This window comes from Streptomyces sp. NPDC005435 (genome assembly GCF_040703155.1).
Taxonomy (GTDB): domain Bacteria; phylum Actinomycetota; class Actinomycetes; order Streptomycetales; family Streptomycetaceae; genus Streptomyces.
The window spans coordinates 213,209-232,646 of the sequence record NZ_JBEXEQ010000003.1 but is presented as its reverse complement, the minus strand read 5'-3'; the positions used below and the strand labels follow the sequence as shown (position 1 = coordinate 232,646).

The 19,438-nt window shown below is 73.0% G+C and carries 19 protein-coding genes; 2 read left to right on the top strand and 17 right to left on the bottom strand.

Annotation, left to right across the window (positions count from 1 at the left end):
• Nucleotides 1–51 precede the first annotated feature (51 nt).
• From AB0898_RS05970 to fmt, 9 genes are all read right to left on the bottom strand, one after another.
• Entirely contained in the window at nucleotides 52–504 is a 453-nt protein-coding gene (locus tag AB0898_RS05970; RefSeq protein WP_018548984.1) for an Lrp/AsnC family transcriptional regulator, read from the bottom strand.
• A gap of 125 nt (nucleotides 505–629) precedes the next feature.
• A complete protein-coding gene (locus AB0898_RS05965; protein ID WP_366801584.1) occupies nucleotides 630–1,118 on the bottom strand; it encodes a GNAT family N-acetyltransferase in 489 nt (162 codons plus the stop codon).
• A 73-nt stretch (nucleotides 1,119–1,191) separates the two neighbouring features.
• A complete protein-coding gene (locus AB0898_RS05960; protein WP_366801583.1) occupies nucleotides 1,192–2,634 on the bottom strand; it encodes a GuaB1 family IMP dehydrogenase-related protein in 1,443 nt (480 codons plus the stop codon).
• A gap of 126 nt (nucleotides 2,635–2,760) precedes the next feature.
• On the bottom strand, nucleotides 2,761–3,096 hold the full coding sequence (locus AB0898_RS05955; protein WP_366801582.1) for a barstar family protein: 336 nt from the start codon (nucleotides 3,094–3,096) through the stop codon (nucleotides 2,761–2,763).
• Entirely contained in the window at nucleotides 3,093–3,617 is a 525-nt protein-coding gene (locus AB0898_RS05950) for a ribonuclease domain-containing protein (RefSeq protein ID WP_366801581.1), read from the bottom strand. The genes AB0898_RS05955 and AB0898_RS05950 overlap by 4 nt, the downstream gene beginning before the upstream one ends.
• 64 nt (nucleotides 3,618–3,681) lie before the next feature.
• Nucleotides 3,682–4,725, bottom strand: coding sequence for a sugar-binding domain-containing protein (locus tag AB0898_RS05945; RefSeq protein WP_366801678.1), 1,044 nt, complete (start codon nucleotides 4,723–4,725; stop codon nucleotides 3,682–3,684).
• A gap of 90 nt (nucleotides 4,726–4,815) precedes the next feature.
• The gene (rpe, locus tag AB0898_RS05940) at nucleotides 4,816–5,502 is read right to left on the bottom strand and encodes a ribulose-phosphate 3-epimerase (RefSeq protein ID WP_366801580.1); all 687 of its coding nucleotides are present in this window, start codon (nucleotides 5,500–5,502) and stop codon (nucleotides 4,816–4,818) included.
• Between the two features lie 800 nt (nucleotides 5,503–6,302).
• Nucleotides 6,303–7,721: a transcription antitermination factor NusB gene (locus tag AB0898_RS05935; protein WP_366801579.1), complete on the bottom strand. Its 1,419-nt coding sequence runs from the start codon at nucleotides 7,719–7,721 to the stop codon at nucleotides 6,303–6,305.
• A gap of 82 nt (nucleotides 7,722–7,803) precedes the next feature.
• Entirely contained in the window at nucleotides 7,804–8,736 is a 933-nt protein-coding gene (gene fmt, locus AB0898_RS05930; RefSeq protein ID WP_366801578.1) for a methionyl-tRNA formyltransferase, read from the bottom strand.
• Here fmt and AB0898_RS05925 point away from each other — a divergent pair.
• On the top strand, nucleotides 8,735–9,418 hold the full coding sequence (locus tag AB0898_RS05925; RefSeq protein ID WP_366801577.1) for a hypothetical protein: 684 nt from the start codon (nucleotides 8,735–8,737) through the stop codon (nucleotides 9,416–9,418). The genes fmt and AB0898_RS05925 overlap by 2 nt on opposite strands.
• A gap of 59 nt (nucleotides 9,419–9,477) precedes the next feature.
• On the top strand, nucleotides 9,478–9,999 hold the full coding sequence (locus AB0898_RS05920) for a hypothetical protein (protein ID WP_366801576.1): 522 nt from the start codon (nucleotides 9,478–9,480) through the stop codon (nucleotides 9,997–9,999).
• 616 nt (nucleotides 10,000–10,615) lie between these two features.
• Here the strand turns inward: AB0898_RS05920 and AB0898_RS05915 are convergent.
• From AB0898_RS05915 to AB0898_RS05880, 8 genes are all read right to left on the bottom strand, one after another.
• Nucleotides 10,616–12,763: a primosomal protein N' gene (locus AB0898_RS05915; RefSeq protein WP_366801575.1), complete on the bottom strand. Its 2,148-nt coding sequence runs from the start codon at nucleotides 12,761–12,763 to the stop codon at nucleotides 10,616–10,618.
• A gap of 250 nt (nucleotides 12,764–13,013) precedes the next feature.
• On the bottom strand, nucleotides 13,014–14,222 hold the full coding sequence (gene metK, locus AB0898_RS05910) for a methionine adenosyltransferase (RefSeq protein WP_161178556.1): 1,209 nt from the start codon (nucleotides 14,220–14,222) through the stop codon (nucleotides 13,014–13,016).
• 273 nt (nucleotides 14,223–14,495) lie between these two features.
• Nucleotides 14,496–15,698: a bifunctional phosphopantothenoylcysteine decarboxylase/phosphopantothenate--cysteine ligase CoaBC gene (gene coaBC, locus AB0898_RS05905; protein ID WP_366801574.1), complete on the bottom strand. Its 1,203-nt coding sequence runs from the start codon at nucleotides 15,696–15,698 to the stop codon at nucleotides 14,496–14,498.
• A 117-nt stretch (nucleotides 15,699–15,815) separates the two neighbouring features.
• Nucleotides 15,816–16,088: a DNA-directed RNA polymerase subunit omega gene (rpoZ, locus tag AB0898_RS05900; protein ID WP_030810584.1), complete on the bottom strand. Its 273-nt coding sequence runs from the start codon at nucleotides 16,086–16,088 to the stop codon at nucleotides 15,816–15,818.
• Nucleotides 16,089–16,162: 74 nt separating this feature from the next.
• A complete protein-coding gene (gene gmk, locus AB0898_RS05895) occupies nucleotides 16,163–16,756 on the bottom strand; it encodes a guanylate kinase (RefSeq protein WP_366801573.1) in 594 nt (197 codons plus the stop codon).
• A gap of 60 nt (nucleotides 16,757–16,816) precedes the next feature.
• Nucleotides 16,817–17,140: an integration host factor gene (locus tag AB0898_RS05890; RefSeq protein WP_003977346.1), complete on the bottom strand. Its 324-nt coding sequence runs from the start codon at nucleotides 17,138–17,140 to the stop codon at nucleotides 16,817–16,819.
• A 289-nt stretch (nucleotides 17,141–17,429) separates the two neighbouring features.
• On the bottom strand, nucleotides 17,430–18,272 hold the full coding sequence (gene pyrF, locus AB0898_RS05885; protein ID WP_366801572.1) for an orotidine-5'-phosphate decarboxylase: 843 nt from the start codon (nucleotides 18,270–18,272) through the stop codon (nucleotides 17,430–17,432).
• Nucleotides 18,269–19,375 (bottom strand): quinone-dependent dihydroorotate dehydrogenase, encoded by a 1,107-nt coding sequence (locus AB0898_RS05880; RefSeq protein ID WP_366801571.1) that lies wholly within the window; start codon nucleotides 19,373–19,375, stop codon nucleotides 18,269–18,271. Before AB0898_RS05880 ends, pyrF begins: the two co-directional genes overlap by 4 nt.
• Between the last annotated feature and the right edge of the window lie 63 nt (nucleotides 19,376–19,438).

Here is a 19,438-nt window from a genome sequence, read left to right as displayed (position 1 = left end):
CGGCCGCAACGGTTACCCCGGGTAACACACGCCAGGGCCGGTGCTCCCCCGTCAGGCCGGCGCCCCCGAGGAGAACCTCCGCAGCAGCGGCGACAGCACCAGCACCGACTTCGTGCGCTCCACGAACGGCTCCCCCGCGATCCGCTCCAGGACCCGTTCGAAGTGCCGCATGTCCGAGGCGAAGACCTGCGCGATGGCGTCGGCGTCCCCGGTGACCGTCGACGCGGCCACGACCTCCTGGTACCGCTCCAGACCGCGCTGGATCGTCTCCGGCGAGGTGTTGCTGCGGCAGTAGATCTCGATGTACCCCTCGGTCTCCCAGCCGAGCGCCGCCGGGTCCACCCGTACGGTGAATCCGGTGATGGCGCCGGTGGCCCGCAGCCGGTCCACGCGCCGCTTGACGGCGGGCGCGGACAGACCGACCGACTGCCCGATGTCCGCGTAGGAGCGGCGGGCGTCCTCGGCCAGGGCGTGCACGATGCGTTCGTCGAGGTCGTTCAGCACAGGGGGTGGTTCACTTCTTCGTGTCGATCACTTCTGCGCCCCGCCCGCGGCCTCCTCAAAAGGCCACGTCACGGGGACGGCGCGGGCCGTCCTACGAAGTAGAACACGACCCCGCGACCCGGGCGTCAGCCACCGACCCGCCGGGTGAGGAACGTGCACAGGTCCACACACGCGTGGGTGCGCCCGTCCGCCCCGACGTACGCGTACCGGTCCGCGTACTCCACCAGCGGCCGGTACCCGAGCCGGGCGTACAGCGCGGCGGCCCGGGGATTGTCCTTGGCCACCCCGATCCCGACGACCGCGATCCCCCGCTCCCGCGCCAGCCCCTCACAGGCCCGGATCAGCCCGCTCCCGATCCCCCGCGACCTCTCCTCGGGCACGACGGCCATCCCGCCGATCTCCGGGCAGCCGACGGTGACCTCGGGCGCGGTGCAGCCGATCCAGCGCATCTCGGCGGAGCCGACCGGCCGCCCGTTCCGCCAGGCCACGAGATAGGTGCACTCCCCGGCCTGCTGGCGCGCCAGACGCCGGGCATGGAAGGAGGTGCGCCCCGGACCGGGGAGGGCGCGGTCGAGGAGGGGTACGTCGGCGGCACGGCACACGGCGATGTCCATGGGCCGAGCGTAGGAGCGAAGGCGGGCGGACGGCCCCTGATTTACGACGGGGGCCGTCCGCAAGGGACTTGCGTCAGTTCCAGCTCGCGTGCAGGGGCTTGCCCTCGGCGTAGCCCGCCGCGCTCTGGATGCCGACGATGGCCTTGTCGGCGAACTCCTCCAGGGAGGCGGCGCCGGCGTAGGTGCAGGAGGAGCGGACGCCCGCGATGACGGAGTCGATCAGGTCCTCGACGCCCGGGCGGGCCGGGTCGAGGTACATGCGGGAGGTGGAGATGCCCTCCTCGAACAGCGCCTTGCGGGCGCGGTCGTACGAGGACTCCTCCGAGGTGCGGTTGCGCACGGCACGCGCGGAGGCCATGCCGAAGGACTCCTTGTACAGGCGCCCGTTCACGTCCTGCTGGAGGTCGCCCGGGGACTCGTAGGTGCCGGCGAACCAGGAGCCGACCATCACGTTGGAGGCACCGGCCGCAAGGGCCATGGCCACGTCGCGCGGGTGGCGGACACCGCCGTCGGCCCACACGTGCTTGCCGAACTTCCGCGCCTCGGCGGCGCATTCGAGCACGGCGGAGAACTGCGGACGGCCCACGCCGGTCATCATGCGGGTGGTGCACATGGCGCCGGGGCCGACACCGACCTTGACGATGTCCGCGCCGGCCTCGATGAGGTCCCGCACGCCCTCGGCGGAGACGATGTTGCCCGCGACGATCGGCACGTCGGGGTCGAGCCCGCGCACCGTGCGCACCGCGTTGATCATCGACTCCTGGTGGCCGTGCGCGGTGTCGATGACGAGCGTGTCCACGCCCGCGTCGAGGAGCTGCTTGGCCTTGCCCGCCACGTCACCGTTGATGCCGACGGCGGCGGCGATGCGCAGCCTGCCGCTGTCGTCCACGGCCGGGGTGTACAGCGTGGCCCGCAGCGCGCCCTTGCGGGTGAGGATGCCCGCGAGCCTGCCCTCGCCGTCGACCGCCGGGGCGTAGCGCCGGTTCGCGCCGTCCAGGGTGTTGAACGCCTCGCGCGGGTCGATGTCCGCGTCCAGGAGCAACAGGTCCTTGGACATGACCACTTCGAGCTGGGTGAACCGGTCGACACCGGTCAGGTCCTCGTCGGTGACGACACCGACGGGGCGGTGGTCCTCGTCCACGACGACACCGGCGTTGTGCGCGCGCTTGGACAGCAGGGCGAGGGCGTCGGCGACGGTCTGCTGCGGGGACAGCACGATGGGGGTGTCCAGCACCAGATGGCGGCTCTTGACCCAGGAGACGACGTCGGTCACCACGTCGATCGGGATGTCCTGCGGGATGACCACCAGGCCGCCGCGCCGGGCGACCGTCTCGGCCATGCGGCGTCCTGCGATGGCGGTCATGTTGGCGACGACCAGCGGGATGGTCGTACCCGTCCCGTCCGGCGAGGCGAGGTCCACTCCCTGCCGCGAGCCCACCGCGGAGCGGCTCGGAACCATGAACACGTCGTCGTACGTGAGGTCGTACGCGGGCCGGTTGTCATTGAGGAAACGCACGTGCCGCACATCCCAGTCGATCAGAGGTGACCCCCCGACGGGTGCGCCGAGGGGAAAAGAGCACGTACTTCATTCTCCCATGGGAGGTCCTCGGTCATACCCCCACGGAACCTCCAGGGTCACCGCTCAGAGGTGGGCGTTTCCTCCAAGCGCCAGTACGACGTCGAGCAGGAAGGTGCGGTCGACCGCCTCGGAGAGGACGTCGCCGGCGATACGCCATTCGCGCGGGTTCTTCTCGGCGAACGTGTGCCAGTCCCGCACGACGATCAGCAGCCCGCGCTCGACGGCCTGGGGCGGCCAGACCGTGGTGTCGCAGAGGGAGTCGAGCAGCGCGTCCCAGTTCCGCCCGAACCACTCGGGCAGATCGAGGGCGTCGGCCACCCGCTCCATCAGACCGGCCTTGTCGGTGATGCCCCTCAGATTGAGGTCGACCGTGTACCGGCCCACGAGATCTTCGCTCATCTCAGCACCGCCCGGAACGAGTTGTAGTGATCGTCGGTGTAGTAGAACTCGGTGCCCTGCCCGGTGATGATGCGACGGGCGCCCCTGGTACGGGAGTTGGGGGTGGGCACGGTGTACTCGTGGTAGTAGCCGCGCGGATGCTGGGGCAGCAGCCGCTCGTAGTTGCCGAAGACGATGCCGTCCCGCGTGTACGGATAGGGGCCGCCCCTGTCGATCAGGGTCAGGGTGCGCCTGGCCTCGACGGGCAGCCGGGACGCGGGAACGGTGGCCATGCCCCTGGCCCACGCCGGCGTGGACGCGGTGGAAGGGCCGGAGGAGACCTCGGCGGACGAGGTGGCCGCGACGGTCGTACGCGTGACGGCGGGCGGAGCGGTGCCCGCTCCCGGGTCCGCACACCCGGCGAGCAGGACGGAGAGGACGACGAGCAGCCCCGCGAAGAGGCGGGGGACGAAACGGGTCGGCCCGTGGGACGCGCGGGACGCGCGCCGGACGGGCCGATGGGGGACGAACCGCGACAGCATGCCGACGATGCTGTCACGGTCCGGCCCCCGCACGGGCCCGGACGGCCCCTTTTCGCCGGGACGGTCAGGAACCGTCGGGGTCCGAGCGGCCGAGCGCGGCCTTCGGCGTGGGTCCTGCGGTCAGCAGGTAGTCCGCGGCCGAGGTGTCCGTGACCAGGCTGGTGACCAGACCGGAGCGGAGCACCGCGTCGATGGCCGGGGCCTTGCGCTGACCGCCCGCGATGGCCACGACCTCGGGGATACGGCGCAGCTGGTCGGCCTTGACCGTGATGCACCGCTCCCCCAGGTCCCGCCCGATCCGGCGGCCCTCGGCGTCGAAGAGGTGCGCGGACATCTCGGCGGCGACACCGAGCGAGGCGTAGTGCGCGCGCTCCTCGTCGCTGAGCATGTCGTGCACGGTCGAGATGCCCGGCTCCCAGGAGCCGATGGAGACACAGGCGACCGTGACCTTGTCGAAGTACTCGAAGGCGCGGGCGATCCCGGTCTGGTTGCGCAGCGCGGCCGCGGTGGCCTCGTCCGGCAGCAGCATCGGCGCGTAGATGGGGTGCGCGTCGCCGCCGGAGACCTGCGCGGCCCGGCGGACGGCCTCGACGGAGCCGCGCTCGGCGGTCCCGGCGTCGTACACGCCCGTCAGCTGCACCACCGTGCACGGCGGCAGCCGGTCGAGGGCCGCGGCCATGTGGATGGTGGAGCGGCCCCAGGCGAGCCCGAGCACGTCCCCCTCGTCCACGAGCTCGCCGAGCAGGTCGGCCGCCACCTCGCCCAGGTTCTCCGGGTCCGGGGTCTCCTCGGCCTCGGCCGGGGACTCCACGACCACGGCGTGCCGCAGCCCGTAGCGGGCGCGGAGCGCGTCGGAGCGCTCGGCGTCCAGCTCGGCCGGCACACGGATCTCGATGCGCACGAGATCCCGTTCGAGAGCCGTCTCCAGGACCCGGGCCACCTTGAAGCGGCTCACGCCGAACTCCTCGGCGATCTGGATCTTGGACTTGCCCTCCAGGTAGAAGCGACGGGCCATGGCCGCCGCCTGCACCAGCTCAGCGGGCCCCATCCGCATCGCTGTCCGGCCCGCCGACATACCCGACACGGCGATCTCCTCACTGCTGTGCACACACTCTGATTCGCCGTTCATCCTCGCAGATTCGGCGCGGCTCATCCGCCCTGATGGGCGCCTTCGGTCAACCGTTCACGCAACCGTGGCTCAGTGGCCGTGCGCCCAGGTCGAATCGGCGATGGCGCGGTCGGCCTGCGCGCGCAGCGCGCGGACGGCCTCGGCGGGGTCGGCGGCGCCGTAGACGGCCGAGCCGGCGACGAACACATCGGCCCCGGCCTCGGCGCACCGCTCGATCGTCTCGGCCGAGACACCGCCGTCGACCTGCAGCCACATCTGCAGGCCGTGCTTGGCGATCAGCTCACGGGTACGGCGGATCTTCGGCAGCGTGATGTCCAGGAACGCCTGGCCACCGAAGCCGGGCTCCACCGTCATGATCAGCAGCATGTCGAGTTCCGGGAGGATGTCCTCGTACGACTCGATCGGCGTCGCGGGCTTGAGCGCCATGGAGGCGCGGGCGCCCTTCGCGCGGATCTCGCGGGCGAGCCGGATCGGGGCGCGGGCCGCCTCCACGTGGAAGGTGACCGACGAGGCACCCGCCTCCACGTACTGCGGGGCCCAGCGGTCGGGGTCCTCGATCATCAGGTGGCAGTCCAGCGGGATGTCCGTGGCGCGGGCCAGGGACTCCACGACGGGGGTGCCGAGCGTGAGATTCGGGACGAAGTGGTTGTCCATGACATCGACATGCAGCCAGTCGGCCCCCTCGACCGCCTTCGCCTCGTCGGCGAGTCGGGCGAAGTCTGCGGACAGGATGCTGGGGTTGATCTGAGCGGCCATGGTCTTAGCCTGCCATGTCCCTCCGGGGGGTTGGGGGGCAGGTCCGGGGTGGGTGGGGGTTCGTCCTTCGGGCGCGGGTGGGTGGTGGCTTGTCGCGCAGTTCCTCGCGCCCCTGGAGGTGGTCCAGGTGTTCCTTCGAGTGCGGGCGCGTCGTGGCCTTTCGCGCCGTTCCCCGCGCCCCCTGGAGTGGTCCAGGTGTTCCTTCGAGTGCGGGCGCGTGGTGGTTTCTCGCGCCGTTCCCCGCGCCCCCTGGGGTGGTCCGGGTGTTCCTTCGGGTGCAGGTGCGTCGTGGCTTGTCGCGCAGTTCCTCGCGCCCCTTGGGGTGGTGAAGGTCGTGTTTCGGGTGCGGGTGCGTGGTGGTTTCTCGCGCCGTTCCCCGCGCCCCCTGGGGTGGTCCGGGTGTTCCTTCGGCTGCAGGTGCGTCGTGGCCTTTCGCGCAGTTCCTCGCGCCCCCTGGGAAGGGGTGGTGGCTGTCGTTGGTTGGCTGCCGGGTTGGGGTGGGGCCTTGGTTTGGCGGAGTCCGTGCCCTTCAGGGGCGCGGGGAACTGCGCGGGCAACCCCGACGAACCCGCCACCCGAACACGCGACCGCCACCACCCCTTAGGGGCGCGGGGAACGGCGCGAGAAACCACCACGCACCCGCACGGGAGGACGACAGCCACCACCCACCACCCCAGGGGCGCGGGGAACTGCGCGACAAGCCACCGCGTGCCCGCGCCCGAAGACGACAGTCACCACTCCAAGGGGCGCGGGGAACTGCGCGAAAGGCCACGACGGCCCGCACCCGAGGGGTGACCGCCTCAGGCCGTGCGGCGGATCAAGGCGAGGTACATCGCGTCCGTGCCGTGGACGTGCGGCCAGAGCTGGACGTCGGGGCCGTCGCCCAGCGCGGGAACGCCGGGAAGGAGAGGCCGCGCGTCGACGAGCTCGGTGCCGGGCCGTTCCTTGAGGACGTCGGAGACCACCGCACGGGTTTCAGCGAGGTGAGGAGAACAGGTGGCGTAACCGACGACGCCCCCGACCCGGACGGAGTCCAGCGCCGTGCGGAGCAGCCCCCGCTGGATGGGCGCGAAGTTGTCGAGGTCCTCGGGACGCCGGCGCCACCGGGCCTCGGGCCGACGCCGCAGGGCACCGAGCCCGGTGCAGGGCACGTCGACCAGCACACGGTCGAAGGCACCGGCCTTCCACGGCGGCCGAGTACCGTCCGCGGCGATCACCTGATACGGCCCCGGGTTGCCCTCCAGCGCCCGCGCCACCAGCCCCGCCCGATGCGGCTGCTTCTCGGAGGCCAGCAGAAACGCCCCCCGCTCCGCCGCGAGGGCGGCGAGCAGCGCGGCCTTTCCGCCGGGCCCGGCACAGGCGTCGAGCCACTTCTCGTCCGCCCCCTCGACGGGCGCGTTGGCGAGCGCGAGCGCGACCAGCTGGCTGCCCTCGTCCTGCACACCCGCCCGCCCCTCGCGCACCGCCTCGACCGCGCCGGGCTCGCCGCCCTCGGCGAGCCGGACGGCGTACGGCGACCAGCGCCCGGGCACGGCGGCCTCCTCGGTCAGCAGCTCCTCGGCGGTCGACCGGCCGGGACGCGCGACCAGGGTGACCTCGGGACGCTCGTTGTCCGCCGCGAGCAGCTCCTCGATACCGGCGCGCCCGCCGCCCAGGGAGTCCCACAGCGAGGAGACGACCCAGCGGGGGTGCGAGTGGACGACCGCGAGGTGGTCCTCGGGATCCTCGTCGTACGGCGGCGCGACCTTCTCCAGCCAGCCGTCCAGATCGTCCTGGGCCACCTTGCGCAGCACGGCGTTGACGAACTTGGCCCGTCCGTCGCCGAGCACCACGCGGGCCAGCTCGACGGAGGCGGAGACGGCGGCGTGCGTCGGGATACGGGTGCCGAGCAGCTGGTGCGCGCCGAGACTGAGCACGTCGAGGACCGGCGGGTCCACCTCGCGCAGCGGGCGGTCCACGCAGGCGGCGATGATCGCGTCGTAGGTGCCCTGGCGGCGCAGCGTGCCGTAGACCAGCTCGGTGGCGAGGGCGGCGTCCCGCGCGTCGAAGTCGCCGTTCTCGCGCGCCTTGCGGAGCAGCGGGGGCAGCACGAGGTTGGCGTACGCGTCCCGCTCGTCCACCGCGCGCAGCGCGTCGAAGGCGAGGATGCGGACGGGGTCCTTCTGGGGGCGCCGGTAGGGCTTGGCGGGCCGTTGCGGCCGACGGGACTGCTCGCTCACGAGAAAGGTGCTCCGGATACGAAGAAAGGGGTGCGGTCCCCAGCCTACGTCGGCCGGACCCCACCCCTCCTCTTCAGGGGGCTCAGGCGCCCAGTGTCTCGCCCTCGGCGATACGGGCACCGCGCGCCCAGTCGGCGGCGCGCATCGGCTTCTTGCCCTGCGCCTGCACCCACAGCAGCTCCACGGCGTACGAACCGGTGCCCACGTGCACGCTGTTCTTCCCGACCGCGAGCTGCCCCGGCGCGAGGTCGGTCCGCTCGGGCACGGGCACGACCTGGACGAGCTTGAGCCGCTCGCCCCGGAAGACGGTCCAGGCACCGGGCGCGGGGGTGCAGCCGCGCACGACCCGGTCGACGCGCAGCGCGGGCGCCGCCCAGTCGACGCGCGCGTCCTCGACCGTGATCTTCGGCGCGAGGGTGATGCCGTCGGCGGGCTGCGGTACGGCCTTCAGGGTGCCGTCCTCGATGCCGTCCATGGTCGCCGCGAGCAGCCCGGCACCGGCGAGCGCGAGCCGGGTCAGCAGGTCGCCGCTGGTGTCGGTGGGGCGGATCGCCTCGGTGACCGTGCCGTAGACCGGGCCGGAGTCCAGGCCCTCCTCGATGAGGAAGGTGGACGCGCCGGTGATCTCGTCGCCCGCCATGATCGAGTGCTGCACGGGGGCGGCGCCGCGCCAGGCGGGCAGCAGGGAGAAGTGCAGGTTGACCCAGCCCTGCGCGGGCACGTCGAGCGCGACGCGGGGCAGCAGGGCGCCGTAGGCGACGACCGGGCAGCAGTCCGGGCCGATCTCCCTCAGCCGCTCCAGGAACGCGGGGTCGCGCGGGCTCGCCGGCTTCAGCACCTCGATCCCCGCCTCCACCGCCCGCTCGGCCACGGGCGACGCGACCAGCCTGCGCCCCCGCCCCGCCGGCGCGTCGGGCCGCGTGACGACGGCGGCCACCTCATGCCGCCCGGACGCGATCAGCGCGTCCAGAGCGGGAACGGCAACCTCGGGAGTTCCGGCGAAGACAAGCTTCATGAGCGGGATCGCGCCTCTCAAACGGCTACGGACGGGCAGCGCACCAGTCTATGACCCCGGAAAAGCCCAACAGCCGGCACCAGCTCGATGCGGGGACCGGGGCCGCCGCCGACGCCAACTCGACGCGGGGGCCAGAGCCGCCGACGGCGCTGGCCTCAATGCGGGGGCCGAAGCCACCGACGGTGCCGGCCTCAATGCGGGGACCGAAGCCACCGACGGTGCCGGCCTCAATGCGGGGGCCGAAGCCACCCGACGACGCCAGCTCGATGCGGGGACCGAAGCCGCCGACGGCGCCAGCCTCAATGCGGGGGCCGAAGCCACCCGACGACGCCAGCTCGATGCGGGGACCGAAGCCGCCGACGGCGCCGGCCTCGGCGCGCGGGGCGAGCGCGGCGACGGTGCCGGCCTCGACGCGGGGCCGGAGCCACCGACGGTGCCGGCCTCGACGCGCGGGGCGAGCGCGGCAACGGCAGGGAGCCCGTTCTGGGCCCGTCCCGCCTCCCTGCCGCCTGGAAACACCGGCGGTCAGCCGCCGACGGCGCTCGACCCCCACCGGTTGTCCAGCCTCTCTGCCAACTGGAAACGGGTGGTGCGCGGGTGGGAGAACCGGCGTACAAAACACACCGCACGCCCCCACCGCGTGACCAGCGGAGCCCCCACGCGTTGGTCAAGACAGAGTTGACCAACACCGGGCGGCTGAAGCGGCCCGTTCCTTTCAACGCCGGTTCGAGAGGCTTGTTCATGGCCGACCACGCAACCCACGACGCCCAGGCCCGGGCCAGCCTGCACCTCCTGGTGCGGGACATCGAGCGGGTCCGCCGCCAGGTGGACGCACTGCGCACGCTCACCGCCCAGCTCGGCAACGTCTACCGCCCGCGCCGCTCCGGCCCGTCCACCGGTTTCGTCGTCTACGGACGCGCCCCCGCCCCCACGGTCCGCCTCGCCCAGGAACTCCGGGACAGCGTCGAGACCCTGGTCACCGCCGCCGTGGACTTCGACCGCTCGCTCGGCTTCTCGTGGGACGCGGTGGGCTCCGCGCTCGGCGTCACCAAGCAGGCGGTGCACCGGCGTTACGGCGCCCGCCGCGCCGCCGCCCAGGCGGCCGCCGACGCCGAACGCGCGAACGAGCCCTCGGGCACCCGCACGCTCAACGTCCCCACGGTCCCCGCCGCCCGCTCCATGCCGACCCAGCCCACGGCAGGCAGCCCCACCCTCCGCGAGGACCCCCGCCCGCCCGCCTTCCCGGGCCCCCGCAACGGCTGACCCCCCGCCCTCCCGGCACCCACCCCACCCGGGAGGGCACCCCCACCACGCACCGCCGCGACACCGGGCCCCCAGCGGGACGCCCCCGAGACCGACCGTCACCGACCCCGGCAGGATGGCTCACCCACCAGCCGAACCGGCTGAACGGACCAGACCGGCCACCAGCCACCCCGCCGGCGTGGACCGAGCCGACCACAAGCCACACCTGCTGGACTCATCAGCCGACCGCCGGCGCACCCGGCCAGGCGGACCAGCCGACCGTCAGCCGGACCGACGGGGGGACCCGGTTACCCCCAGCCACACCACCCAGGCGGCCCGAGCCGACCACCGGCCGCCCCCGGCCAAGCGATCAACCCGACCGCCGCCGGCACCCGGCGGGGCACCGAGCCGTCCGCACCACACCGGCTCCGGTCGAGCCGGGCGACCGCCAGCCAACACCGGCCGGGGTCGCACTGGCCCACCACCGGCCCCACCCCGCAGAACACACCCCCACCGGGACCGCCGGCCACACCCGGCAGGACGCCACCAGTCGCCCCGCCAAAACGCCACCGCAGCCCGTCAGCCGCCCCCAGCGGGACCGCCGCCACGGGACCGCCCAGACCCAGCGGCGCGCCCCTCACCCGATGTCCGGCGGATCGATCCGCACCCGCACCGGCGCACCCCCGCCCCGCGCCATCCGGGCCGCCTGGGCCGTCTTCAGTGCCCCCGCCAGCGCCGCCCCGCTGCCCGGTGGCACCCGGATCAGGGCGCGCTCCCACTCCTCGCCCGGCGGCGGTGCCCCGGGCCTGCGGGGGCGCCCGGGGAGGGTCGGCGGGAGCGGGACGGGTCCCAGGACCTCCGCGTCCGGGGGCAGCTCGGCGGCGGTCAGGAACTCCGCGACGGCCTCGGTCGTACCGGAGACGGCGGCCATCCGCGACACCGGCGGAAAGCCCAGCTCGGCCCGCTCGGCCAGCTCGCGCAGCGCGAAGCCGGCCGGGTCCCACCGCACCAGCGCCTGCACGGGCCGCAGCGTCGGCTCGGCCATGACGACCACCGTCCCGTGCTCACCCTGCGGACGCACCAGCGCCGCCGCCGACATCCACCGGCGCAGCGCGTCCTCGTCGGAACGCAGGTCGGGACGGCCGAGCATGGCCCACCCGTCCAGCAGCAGGGCGGCCGCGTACCCGCCCTCGGCCACCGGTTCGGCGCCCGGGGTGCTGACCACCAGCGCGGGCGCACCCGGCACCGTGTCCAGTACGTGTTCGCGGCCCGAGGTACGCACCGGTACGGCGGGAAAGGCGCGCCCCAGCTCCTCGGCCGTCCGCCGCGCGCCGACGATCTGAGCACGCAGCCGGAAACCGCCGCACTCCGCGCAGTGCCAGGACGTCTCCTGGTGCCCGCACCACTCGCAGCGCAGCTCCCCCGCGTCCTGCGCCTGGAGCGGCCCCGCGCAGTGCCGGCACCGCGCGGGCGCCCGGCACTGGGCGCAGGCAAGCCGGGGGACGTAGCCGCGCCGGGGCACCTGCACCAGCACCGGCCCGTGCTTCAGCCCTTCCCGTACGGCCTGCCAGGCGAGCGTGGGCAGCCGGGCGGCGCGGGCGGCCTCGTCGCGGGCGAGGTCGGCGTCGCTGACGGTCCGCACCAGCGGGGCGCTACGGCGCACCTGGTCGCGCCCCGCGGCCAGCGGCCGGGCCCAGCCGGTCTCCACCAGCTGGGCGGCCTCCACCGTGCAGCTCCAGCTGCCCAGCAGGAAGCCACACCGGTCGAGGGAAGCCCTCAGCAGCAGGACGTCCCGCGCGTGCGGCTGGGGTGCGTGCTGCTCGGCGTGGCTGTCGTCGCCGTCGTCCCAGATGGCCACGAGCCCGAGGTCCTGGACGGGGGCGAACATGGCCGCGCGCGTCCCGACGACGGCCCGGACCGAACCGCGCCGCACCGCGAGCCACTGCGCGTACCGCTTCTCGGGCCCGGCGTCCGCGGTGAGCAGCGCGTGCCGCCCCTCGCCGAGGACCTCGGTCAGCGCGGCGTCGACACGGGCGGCGGTGCGGCCGTCCGGTACGACGACGAGCGCGCCGCGTCCCGAGGCGAGCGTGGCGGCGACGGCGCGGGCCAGCTCACCGGCCCACTCGGGGCCCGGCAGCGCGTTCCAGACGGCCCGGGGCGCGCCCCCGGAGGCCAGGGACGCGAGGAAGCCGGGCCCGTGCTCGTACCGCGCCCAGGAACCGGGGTCGGGCGCCGGGGGCGCGGGCAGCGGCTCGGGCGAGGGGCGGCGCTCGGCGCGGGCGCTGCGCGGGGGTACGGCGAGCTGCAGCACGTCGGCGAGGCTGCCGGCGTACCGGTCGGCGACCGCGCGGGCCAGGGTCAGCAGCTCCTCGCTGAGCACGGGCTCCGGGGAGACGACCTGGGCCAGCGCGGCCAGCGGTCCCGGGTAGTCGGACTCGGCGCGCCGCTCGATGAGGAAGCCGTCGATGAGCGCGCCGCCCTCACGGCGACCGCCCCGCACGCGTCCCCGCCCGGCCCCGAACCGCACCCGGACCCGCACCCCGGGCTGCGCCTCGGCGTCCAGCTCCTCGGGCACGGCGTAGTCGAAGTACCGGTCGAGGTGCAGCACGCCCTTGTCGACCAGCACCCGCGCGACCGGCCTGTCCTTGGCCAGCGCCGCTCCCCGCCAGGTCCGCGGCTTGGCCCTGGGCACCTCCGCGGCCCGCACGCTCTCCCTGATGAGCGCAAGCTGCTCCGGCGAGGCCCCTTCAGCCCCGCCGCCCCCCGACCCGTTCTCCCTGCTCACGCTTGCATTCTTACCAAACCCCACCGACAACGCCGCCCCGCCGTATCCTCACGCCCCTGCCCGGCCACGCCCCCTTCGCCCACCTGAGAGAACAACCGACGGCCCGCGACGAGGAGGAACCGGCGCACGCCCGAGCCGACGACCCCCCGCACCGCTACCTGGCGTCGCATCTTCCTGACGCTCGTGCGCTGGCATACGCCGAGGCCCGGCTCCCCCGCAGGGGAACCGGGCCTCGGGATGCCTCGGTGGGTCAGATGCCCGCGGCCTCGCGGAGGGCGTCCACGCGGTCCGTGCGCTCCCACGTGAAGTCGGGGATCTCGCGGCCGAAGTGGCCGTAGGCCGCCGTCTGGGCGTAGATCGGGCGCAGCAGGTCGAGGTCGCGGATGATCGCGGCCGGACGGAGGTCGAAGACCTCGTCGATGGCCTTCTCGATCTTCTCGGGCTCGATCTTGTGCGTGCCGAAGGTCTCGACGAAGAGACCGACCGGCTCGGCCTTGCCGATCGCGTACGCGACCTGGACCTCGCAGCGGGAGGCCAGGCCCGCCGCCACCACGTTCTTCGCGACCCAGCGCATCGCGTACGCGGCCGAGCGGTCCACCTTGGACGGGTCCTTGCCCGAGAAGGCGCCGCCACCATGGCGGGCCATGCCACCGTAGGTGTCGATGATGATCTTGCGGCCGGTCAGCCCGGCGTCACCCATCGGGCCGCCGATCTCGAAGCGGCCGGTCGGGTTGACCAGCAGGCGGTAGCCCTCGGTCTCCAGCTTGATGCCCTCGTCGAGCAGCGCGCGCAGCTCCGGCTCGACCACGAACTCGCGGATGTCGGGCGCGAGCAGCGACTCCAGGTCGATGTCCGAGGCGTGCTGGGAGGAGACCACGACGGTGTCGAGGCGGACGGCCTTGTCGCCGTCGTACTCGATGGTGACCTGGGTCTTGCCGTCGGGGCGCAGGTAGGGGATGGTGCCGTTCTTGCGGACCTCGGAGAGGCGCTTGGACAGGCGGTGCGCCAGGAAGATCGGCAGCGGCATCAGCGTCGGCGTCTCGTCCGTCGCGTAGCCGAACATCAGGCCCTGGTCGCCCGCGCCCTGCTTGTCCAGCTCGTCCTCGTCGCCCTCGACACGCGACTCGTACGCCGTGTCGACGCCCTGTGCGATGTCCGGGGACTGCGCGCCGATGGACACCGAGACGCCGCAGGAGGCGCCGTCGAAGCCCTTCTTCGAGGAGTCGTAGCCGATTTCGAGGATCTTGTCCCGCACCAGCTGCGCGATCGGCGCGTACGCCTTGGTCGTGACCTCGCCGGCGACGTGCACCAGGCCGGTGGTGATCAGCGTCTCGACGGCGACGCGCGAGGAGGGGTCCTCGCGCAGCAGCGCGTCGAGGATCGTGTCGCTGATCTGGTCAGCGATCTTGTCGGGGTGACCTTCGGTCACGGACTCCGAGGTGAACAGGCGACGGGACACAACGCTCCCTGGGGTTGCAGCGGCTGCTGGCTGATCATTGGCGGACGCCCCGGGAGCTGCGCCCGGCGTCGTCCGAGGACAGTTTATCGGTCGCTCGCGACCGCGAACCCACCCGCGCTCCTCCGGCGGAGGGCGCTGTGACCTGCGGCACGGGCATTCTGCCCAATGCCGGGCGGCATTGACCAGGCCCACCGCGCCGGATCCCGGCGGGTCCGCAGGGGAACGAATGACTCCGTGTGGCCGAAAGAACACCGTCCCCAACGGCCCAACGGGTCAGCCCAGTCGGGTCGCCACGAGGTCCCAGACCAGGTCGGCGAGGGCCTCCTTCGGGCCGTGCGGGACGAGCGTCTCGCTGCCGTCGGCGCCGAGGATCAGCGCCTCGTTCTCCTCGGAGCCGAAGGTCTTGCGCTCCCCCACCTCGTTCACCACGAGCAGATCGCAGCCCTTGCGGGCCAGCTTGGCGCGGCCGTTGGCCACCACGTCGTCGGTCTCGGCGGCGAAGCCGACGACGACCTGACCGGGCCGGGCGCGCTCGGCGGACAGCTCCGCGAGCACGTCGGGGTTGCGTATCAGGGCGACCGGTTCGGGCTCCTGGCCGTCCTTCTTCTTGATCTTGCCGCCGGCGTAGACGGCCGGGCGGAAGTCGGCGACGGCGGCGGCCATGACCACCGCGTCGGCGTCGGCGGCCGCCTTCAGCACGGCCTCGCGCAGCTGCACGGCGGTGCCGACCGGGACGACGTCCACCCCGGCGGGGTCGGGCAGCGCCGCGTTGGCCGAGACGAGTGTCACACGGGCGCCGCGCGCGGCGGCGGTGCGGGCGAGGGCGTAGCCCTGCTTGCCGGAGGAGCGGTTGCCGAGGAAGCGGACCGGGTCGAGCGGCTCGCGGGTGCCGCCCGCGGAGACGACGACATGGCGGCCCCTGAGGTCGGGCTCGCAGACGCCCCGGGCGAGCACCCGGCGGCAGACCTCGAAAATCTCGCCGGGGTCGGGCAGCCGTCCCTTGCCGGTGTCGACGCCGGTGAGCCGGCCGACGGCGGGCTCGATGACGACGGCGCCCCGGCGGCGCAGCGTGGCCACGTTCTCCTGGGTGGCGGGGTGCTCCCACATCTCGGTGTGCATCGCGGGGGCGAAGACGACCGGGCAGCGGGCGGTGAGCAGCGTGTTGGTGAGCAGGTCGTCCGCGAGGCCGTGGGCGGCCTTGGCGAGCATGTCGGCGGTGGCGGGCGCGACGATCACCAGGTCGGCGTGCTGGCCGATGCGGACGTGCGGCACCTCGTGGACGGCGTCCCAGACCTCGGTGGAGACCGGGTTGCCCGAGAGGGCGGACCAGGTGGCGGCGCCGACGAAGTTGAGCGCGGAGGCGGTCGGCACGACCCGCACGTCATGGCCCGACTCCGTGAACCTTCTCAGCAGCTCACAGGCCTTGTAGGCGGCGATGCCACCACTGACCCCCAGCACGACCTTCGGCTTCTCCACCGTCTCTCCCCGGCTCGGCACTACGTACGGGACCATCACACACCACAGGCCCGGCAATCTGCTTGCCGGGCCTGTGGATAAGTCAGTCGTGATCCGACCGTACTACTAACTGCCTGCTTACTGGACCGGGCCCTCGATGGCCTCGGACGTCAGCAGACCGGCGTTGATCTCGCGCAGCGCGATCGACAGCGGCTTCTCGTGGACGTGGGTGTCGACGAGCGGACCGACGTACTCGAGGAGGCCCTCACCGAGCTGCGAGTAGTACGCGTTGATCTGACGGGCACGCTTGGCCGCGTAGATCACGAGGCTGTACTTCGAGTCGGTGGCCTCGAGGAGCTCGTCGATCGGAGGGTTGATGATGCCCTCGGGCGCGGTGATGGAAGAGGACACGCTCTGCCTTCCGATGGGTGGGAAAGATTCAGTCGGTGGAATCGACGATGCCGTTCAGAGGACGGCGGTCACGATCACACAACGTCCATCAAGGCTAGCAGCTCACGGGCCACGTCCTTGACGGAGGTGTTGACAAGGGTCTCGTCGAACTCGGGCTCGGCCGCCAGTTCGGTGCGGGCGGCCTCCAGGCGGCGCTCGATGACCTCGGGCGATTCGGTGCCCCGGCCGGTGAGCCTGCGCACCAGCTCCTCCCAGGAGGGGGGAGCCAGGAAGACGAGCTGCGCGTCCGGCATGGACTCGCGGACCTGGCGGGCGCCCTGGAGGTCGATCTCCAGCAGTACGGGCTCGCCCTTCTCCAGCCGCTCCAGGACGGCCGCGCGCGGGGTGCCGTAGCGGTTGCCGGCGAACTCGGCCCACTCCAGCAGCTCGCCGTTGGCGATCAGCTTGTCCATCTCGTCGTCGGTGACGAAGAAGTAGTGGACGCCGTGCTGCTCGCCGGGGCGCGGCTTGCGGGTCGTCGCCGACACCGAGAGCCAGACGTCGGGGTGTTCCTTGCGCATATGGGCGACGACCGTGCTCTTGCCGACCCCGGAGGGGCCGGAGAGCACGGTCAGCCGCGGACGTGCGTCCGGGGGCACGGGGGTCGTCCCCCGGGGTGTTACAGCCATGCAGCGATTATTCCAGCATTCCCGGAGTGCCCGGGACTCCTGGTCCGGCAGAGCCCGGACTCAGGACCCGGTGCTGCCGAACTCACGCTCCAGGGACGCGATCTGGTTGGAACCGAGGCCGCGCACACGGCGGCTCTCGGAGATGCCCAGACGCTCCATGATCTGCTTGGCGCGGACCTTGCCCACGCCAGGCAGGGATTCGAGCAGGGCGGAGACCTTCATCTTGCCGATGACGTCGTTCTCCTGGCCCTGCTTGATGACCTCGTGCAGAGAGGCGCCGGAGTGCTTGAGTCGATTCTTGACCTCGGCCCGCTCCCGGCGAGCCGCGGCGGCCTTTTCGAGCGCGGCTGCGCGCTGTTCAGGGGTAAGGGGCGGAAGAGCCACGCCTACGTCACCTCGGATGTCGAACTGTCGGATACGGACCGGTGAGGAACCTAGTCGCCCCACACCTGGGGAGGTACGAGCAACACGCTTGCCCGTTCTCTGCTCGGAGACTAGCGGCCAACTCCGCCAGAGTCAGCGAGAACAGCGGAAAAGTCCTGGTCAGCCTCCGTGAGGCCGGACTTTTCGGGCATATTGCCCGGGATTCGCCGATCTATTCACACCGCAGGGGCCCGGTGACGGGCGTTCGAGCCCCCGCCACCGCCTCCGCACCGGTCCGCGACGGCCCTCGTCAGCCGCCGACGGCGGCCCTGATCTCGTCCGCGAACCGCTCCGTGGCCGCCCGCAGCCCCGCGACCTCGGGACCGTGACGCAGAACACCCCGGCTGACGTTCGGTACGACGTTGCGCACGGCCGGCCCGAAGACCCGGGGAAGGTCCGCCGGGGTCGCCCCCTGCGCGCCGACGCCGGGGGCCAGCAGCGGGCCGTTGATCGCGAGGTCGTACGACGACAGGTCGCCCACGGTGGCGCCGACGACCGCGCCGAAGGAGCCCAGCGGCTCCTCCCCCGCGTTGTCGGCGGCCAGGTGCGCCAGCACGGTCGCGGCGACGGTGCGGCCGTCGGCGCGGACGGCGTGCTGCACCTCGGGGCCCTCCGGGTTGGAGGTCAGGGCGAGCACGAACAGGCCGGTGCCGGTCTCCCGGGCCAGCGCGACGGCCGGGGCGAGCGAGCCGTAGCCGAGGTACGGCGAGACGGTGAGCGCGTCGGAGAACAGCGGGGCGTCCTTGTGGAGGAACGCCTCGGCGTAGCCAGCCATGGTCGAGCCGATGTCGCCGCGCTTGGCGTCCATGACGACCAGGGCCCCGGCCGCGCGGGTCTCCTGGACGACGCGCTCCAGGACGGCGACACCGCGCGAGCCGAACCGCTCGAAGAACGCCATCTGCGGCTTGATCACCGCGACCCGGTCGGCGACCGCCTCGACGACCGTGCGGCTGAACCGCTCCAGGCCGTCCACGTCGTCGTTCAGGCCCCACTCTGCGAGCAGGGAGGCGTGCGGGTCGATGCCGACGCAGAGCGGGCCGCGCTCGTCCATGGCGCGGCGCAGCCGGGCGCCGAAGGGTTCCAGGGAGCTCACGCGGACTTCCTCACGTCGGCGCCGACCGCGTCGGCGAGGGTGGCGTACGGGCTGTTGGCCAGGCGGGCGGCGAGGCCCTTGTGGATCGCTCGGGACCAGAAGGGGCCCTCGTAGACGAAGGCGCTGTAGCCCTGGACGAGGGTGGCGCCGGCGAGGATGCGCTGCCAGGCGTCCTCGGCGGTCTCGATGCCGCCGACGCCGACCAGGGTGATGCGGTCGCCCACGCGCGCGTAGAGGCGGCGCAGCACCTCCAGGGAGCGTGCCTTCAGGGGCGCGCCGGACAGTCCGCCGGTCTCCTTCACCAGCGCGGGCGCGGAGCGCAGGCCGAGGCCCTCGCGGGCGATGGTGGTGTTGGTGGCGATGATGCCGTCCAGGCCGAGTTCCACGGCGAGGTCGGCCACGGCGTCCACGTCCTCGTCGGCGAGGTCGGGGGCGATCTTCACCAGGAGCGGGACGCGGCGGCCCGCGACCACGCGGTCGGCGGCCTCGCGCACGGCGGTGAGCAGCGGGCGCAGCGCCTCGGTGGCCTGGAGGTCGCGCAGCCCCGGGGTGTTCGGGGAGGAGACGTTGACGACCAGGTAGTCGGCGTGCGGGGCGAGCCGCTCGGCGGACTTCACGTAGTCGGCGACGGCCTCCTCCTCGGGGACGACCTTCGTCTTGCCGATGTTGACGCCGACGACGGTCCGGAAGGCGGGCCTGCGCGCGGCGAGGCGGGCGGCGACGGCGGTGGAGCCCTCGTTGTTGAAGCCCATGCGGTTGATCAGCGCGCGGTCCGCGACCAGCCGGAAGAGCCGCTTCTTCGGGTTGCCGGGCTGGGCCTCGCCGGTGACGGTGCCGATCTCCACGTGGTCGAAGCCGAGCATCGACATGCCGTCGATCGCGACGGCGTTCTTGTCGAAGCCGGCGGCGAGCCCGAAGGGCCCGTGCATCCGCAGCCCGAGGGCCTCCGTGCGCAACTCCTTGTGGCGCGGCGCGAGCACGGCGGCGAGGAAGACGCGCAGCACCGGGAGCGCGGCGGCGAGCCGGATCCAGCGGAAGGCGAGGTGGTGGGCCTCCTCGGGGTCCATGCGCTTGAAGACGAGGTGGAAGAAGAACTTGTACATGACTGTCCTCACGAAGACACGGCTGTCCTCACGAAGAGGGGGACACCGTTTCCGGTGTCCCCC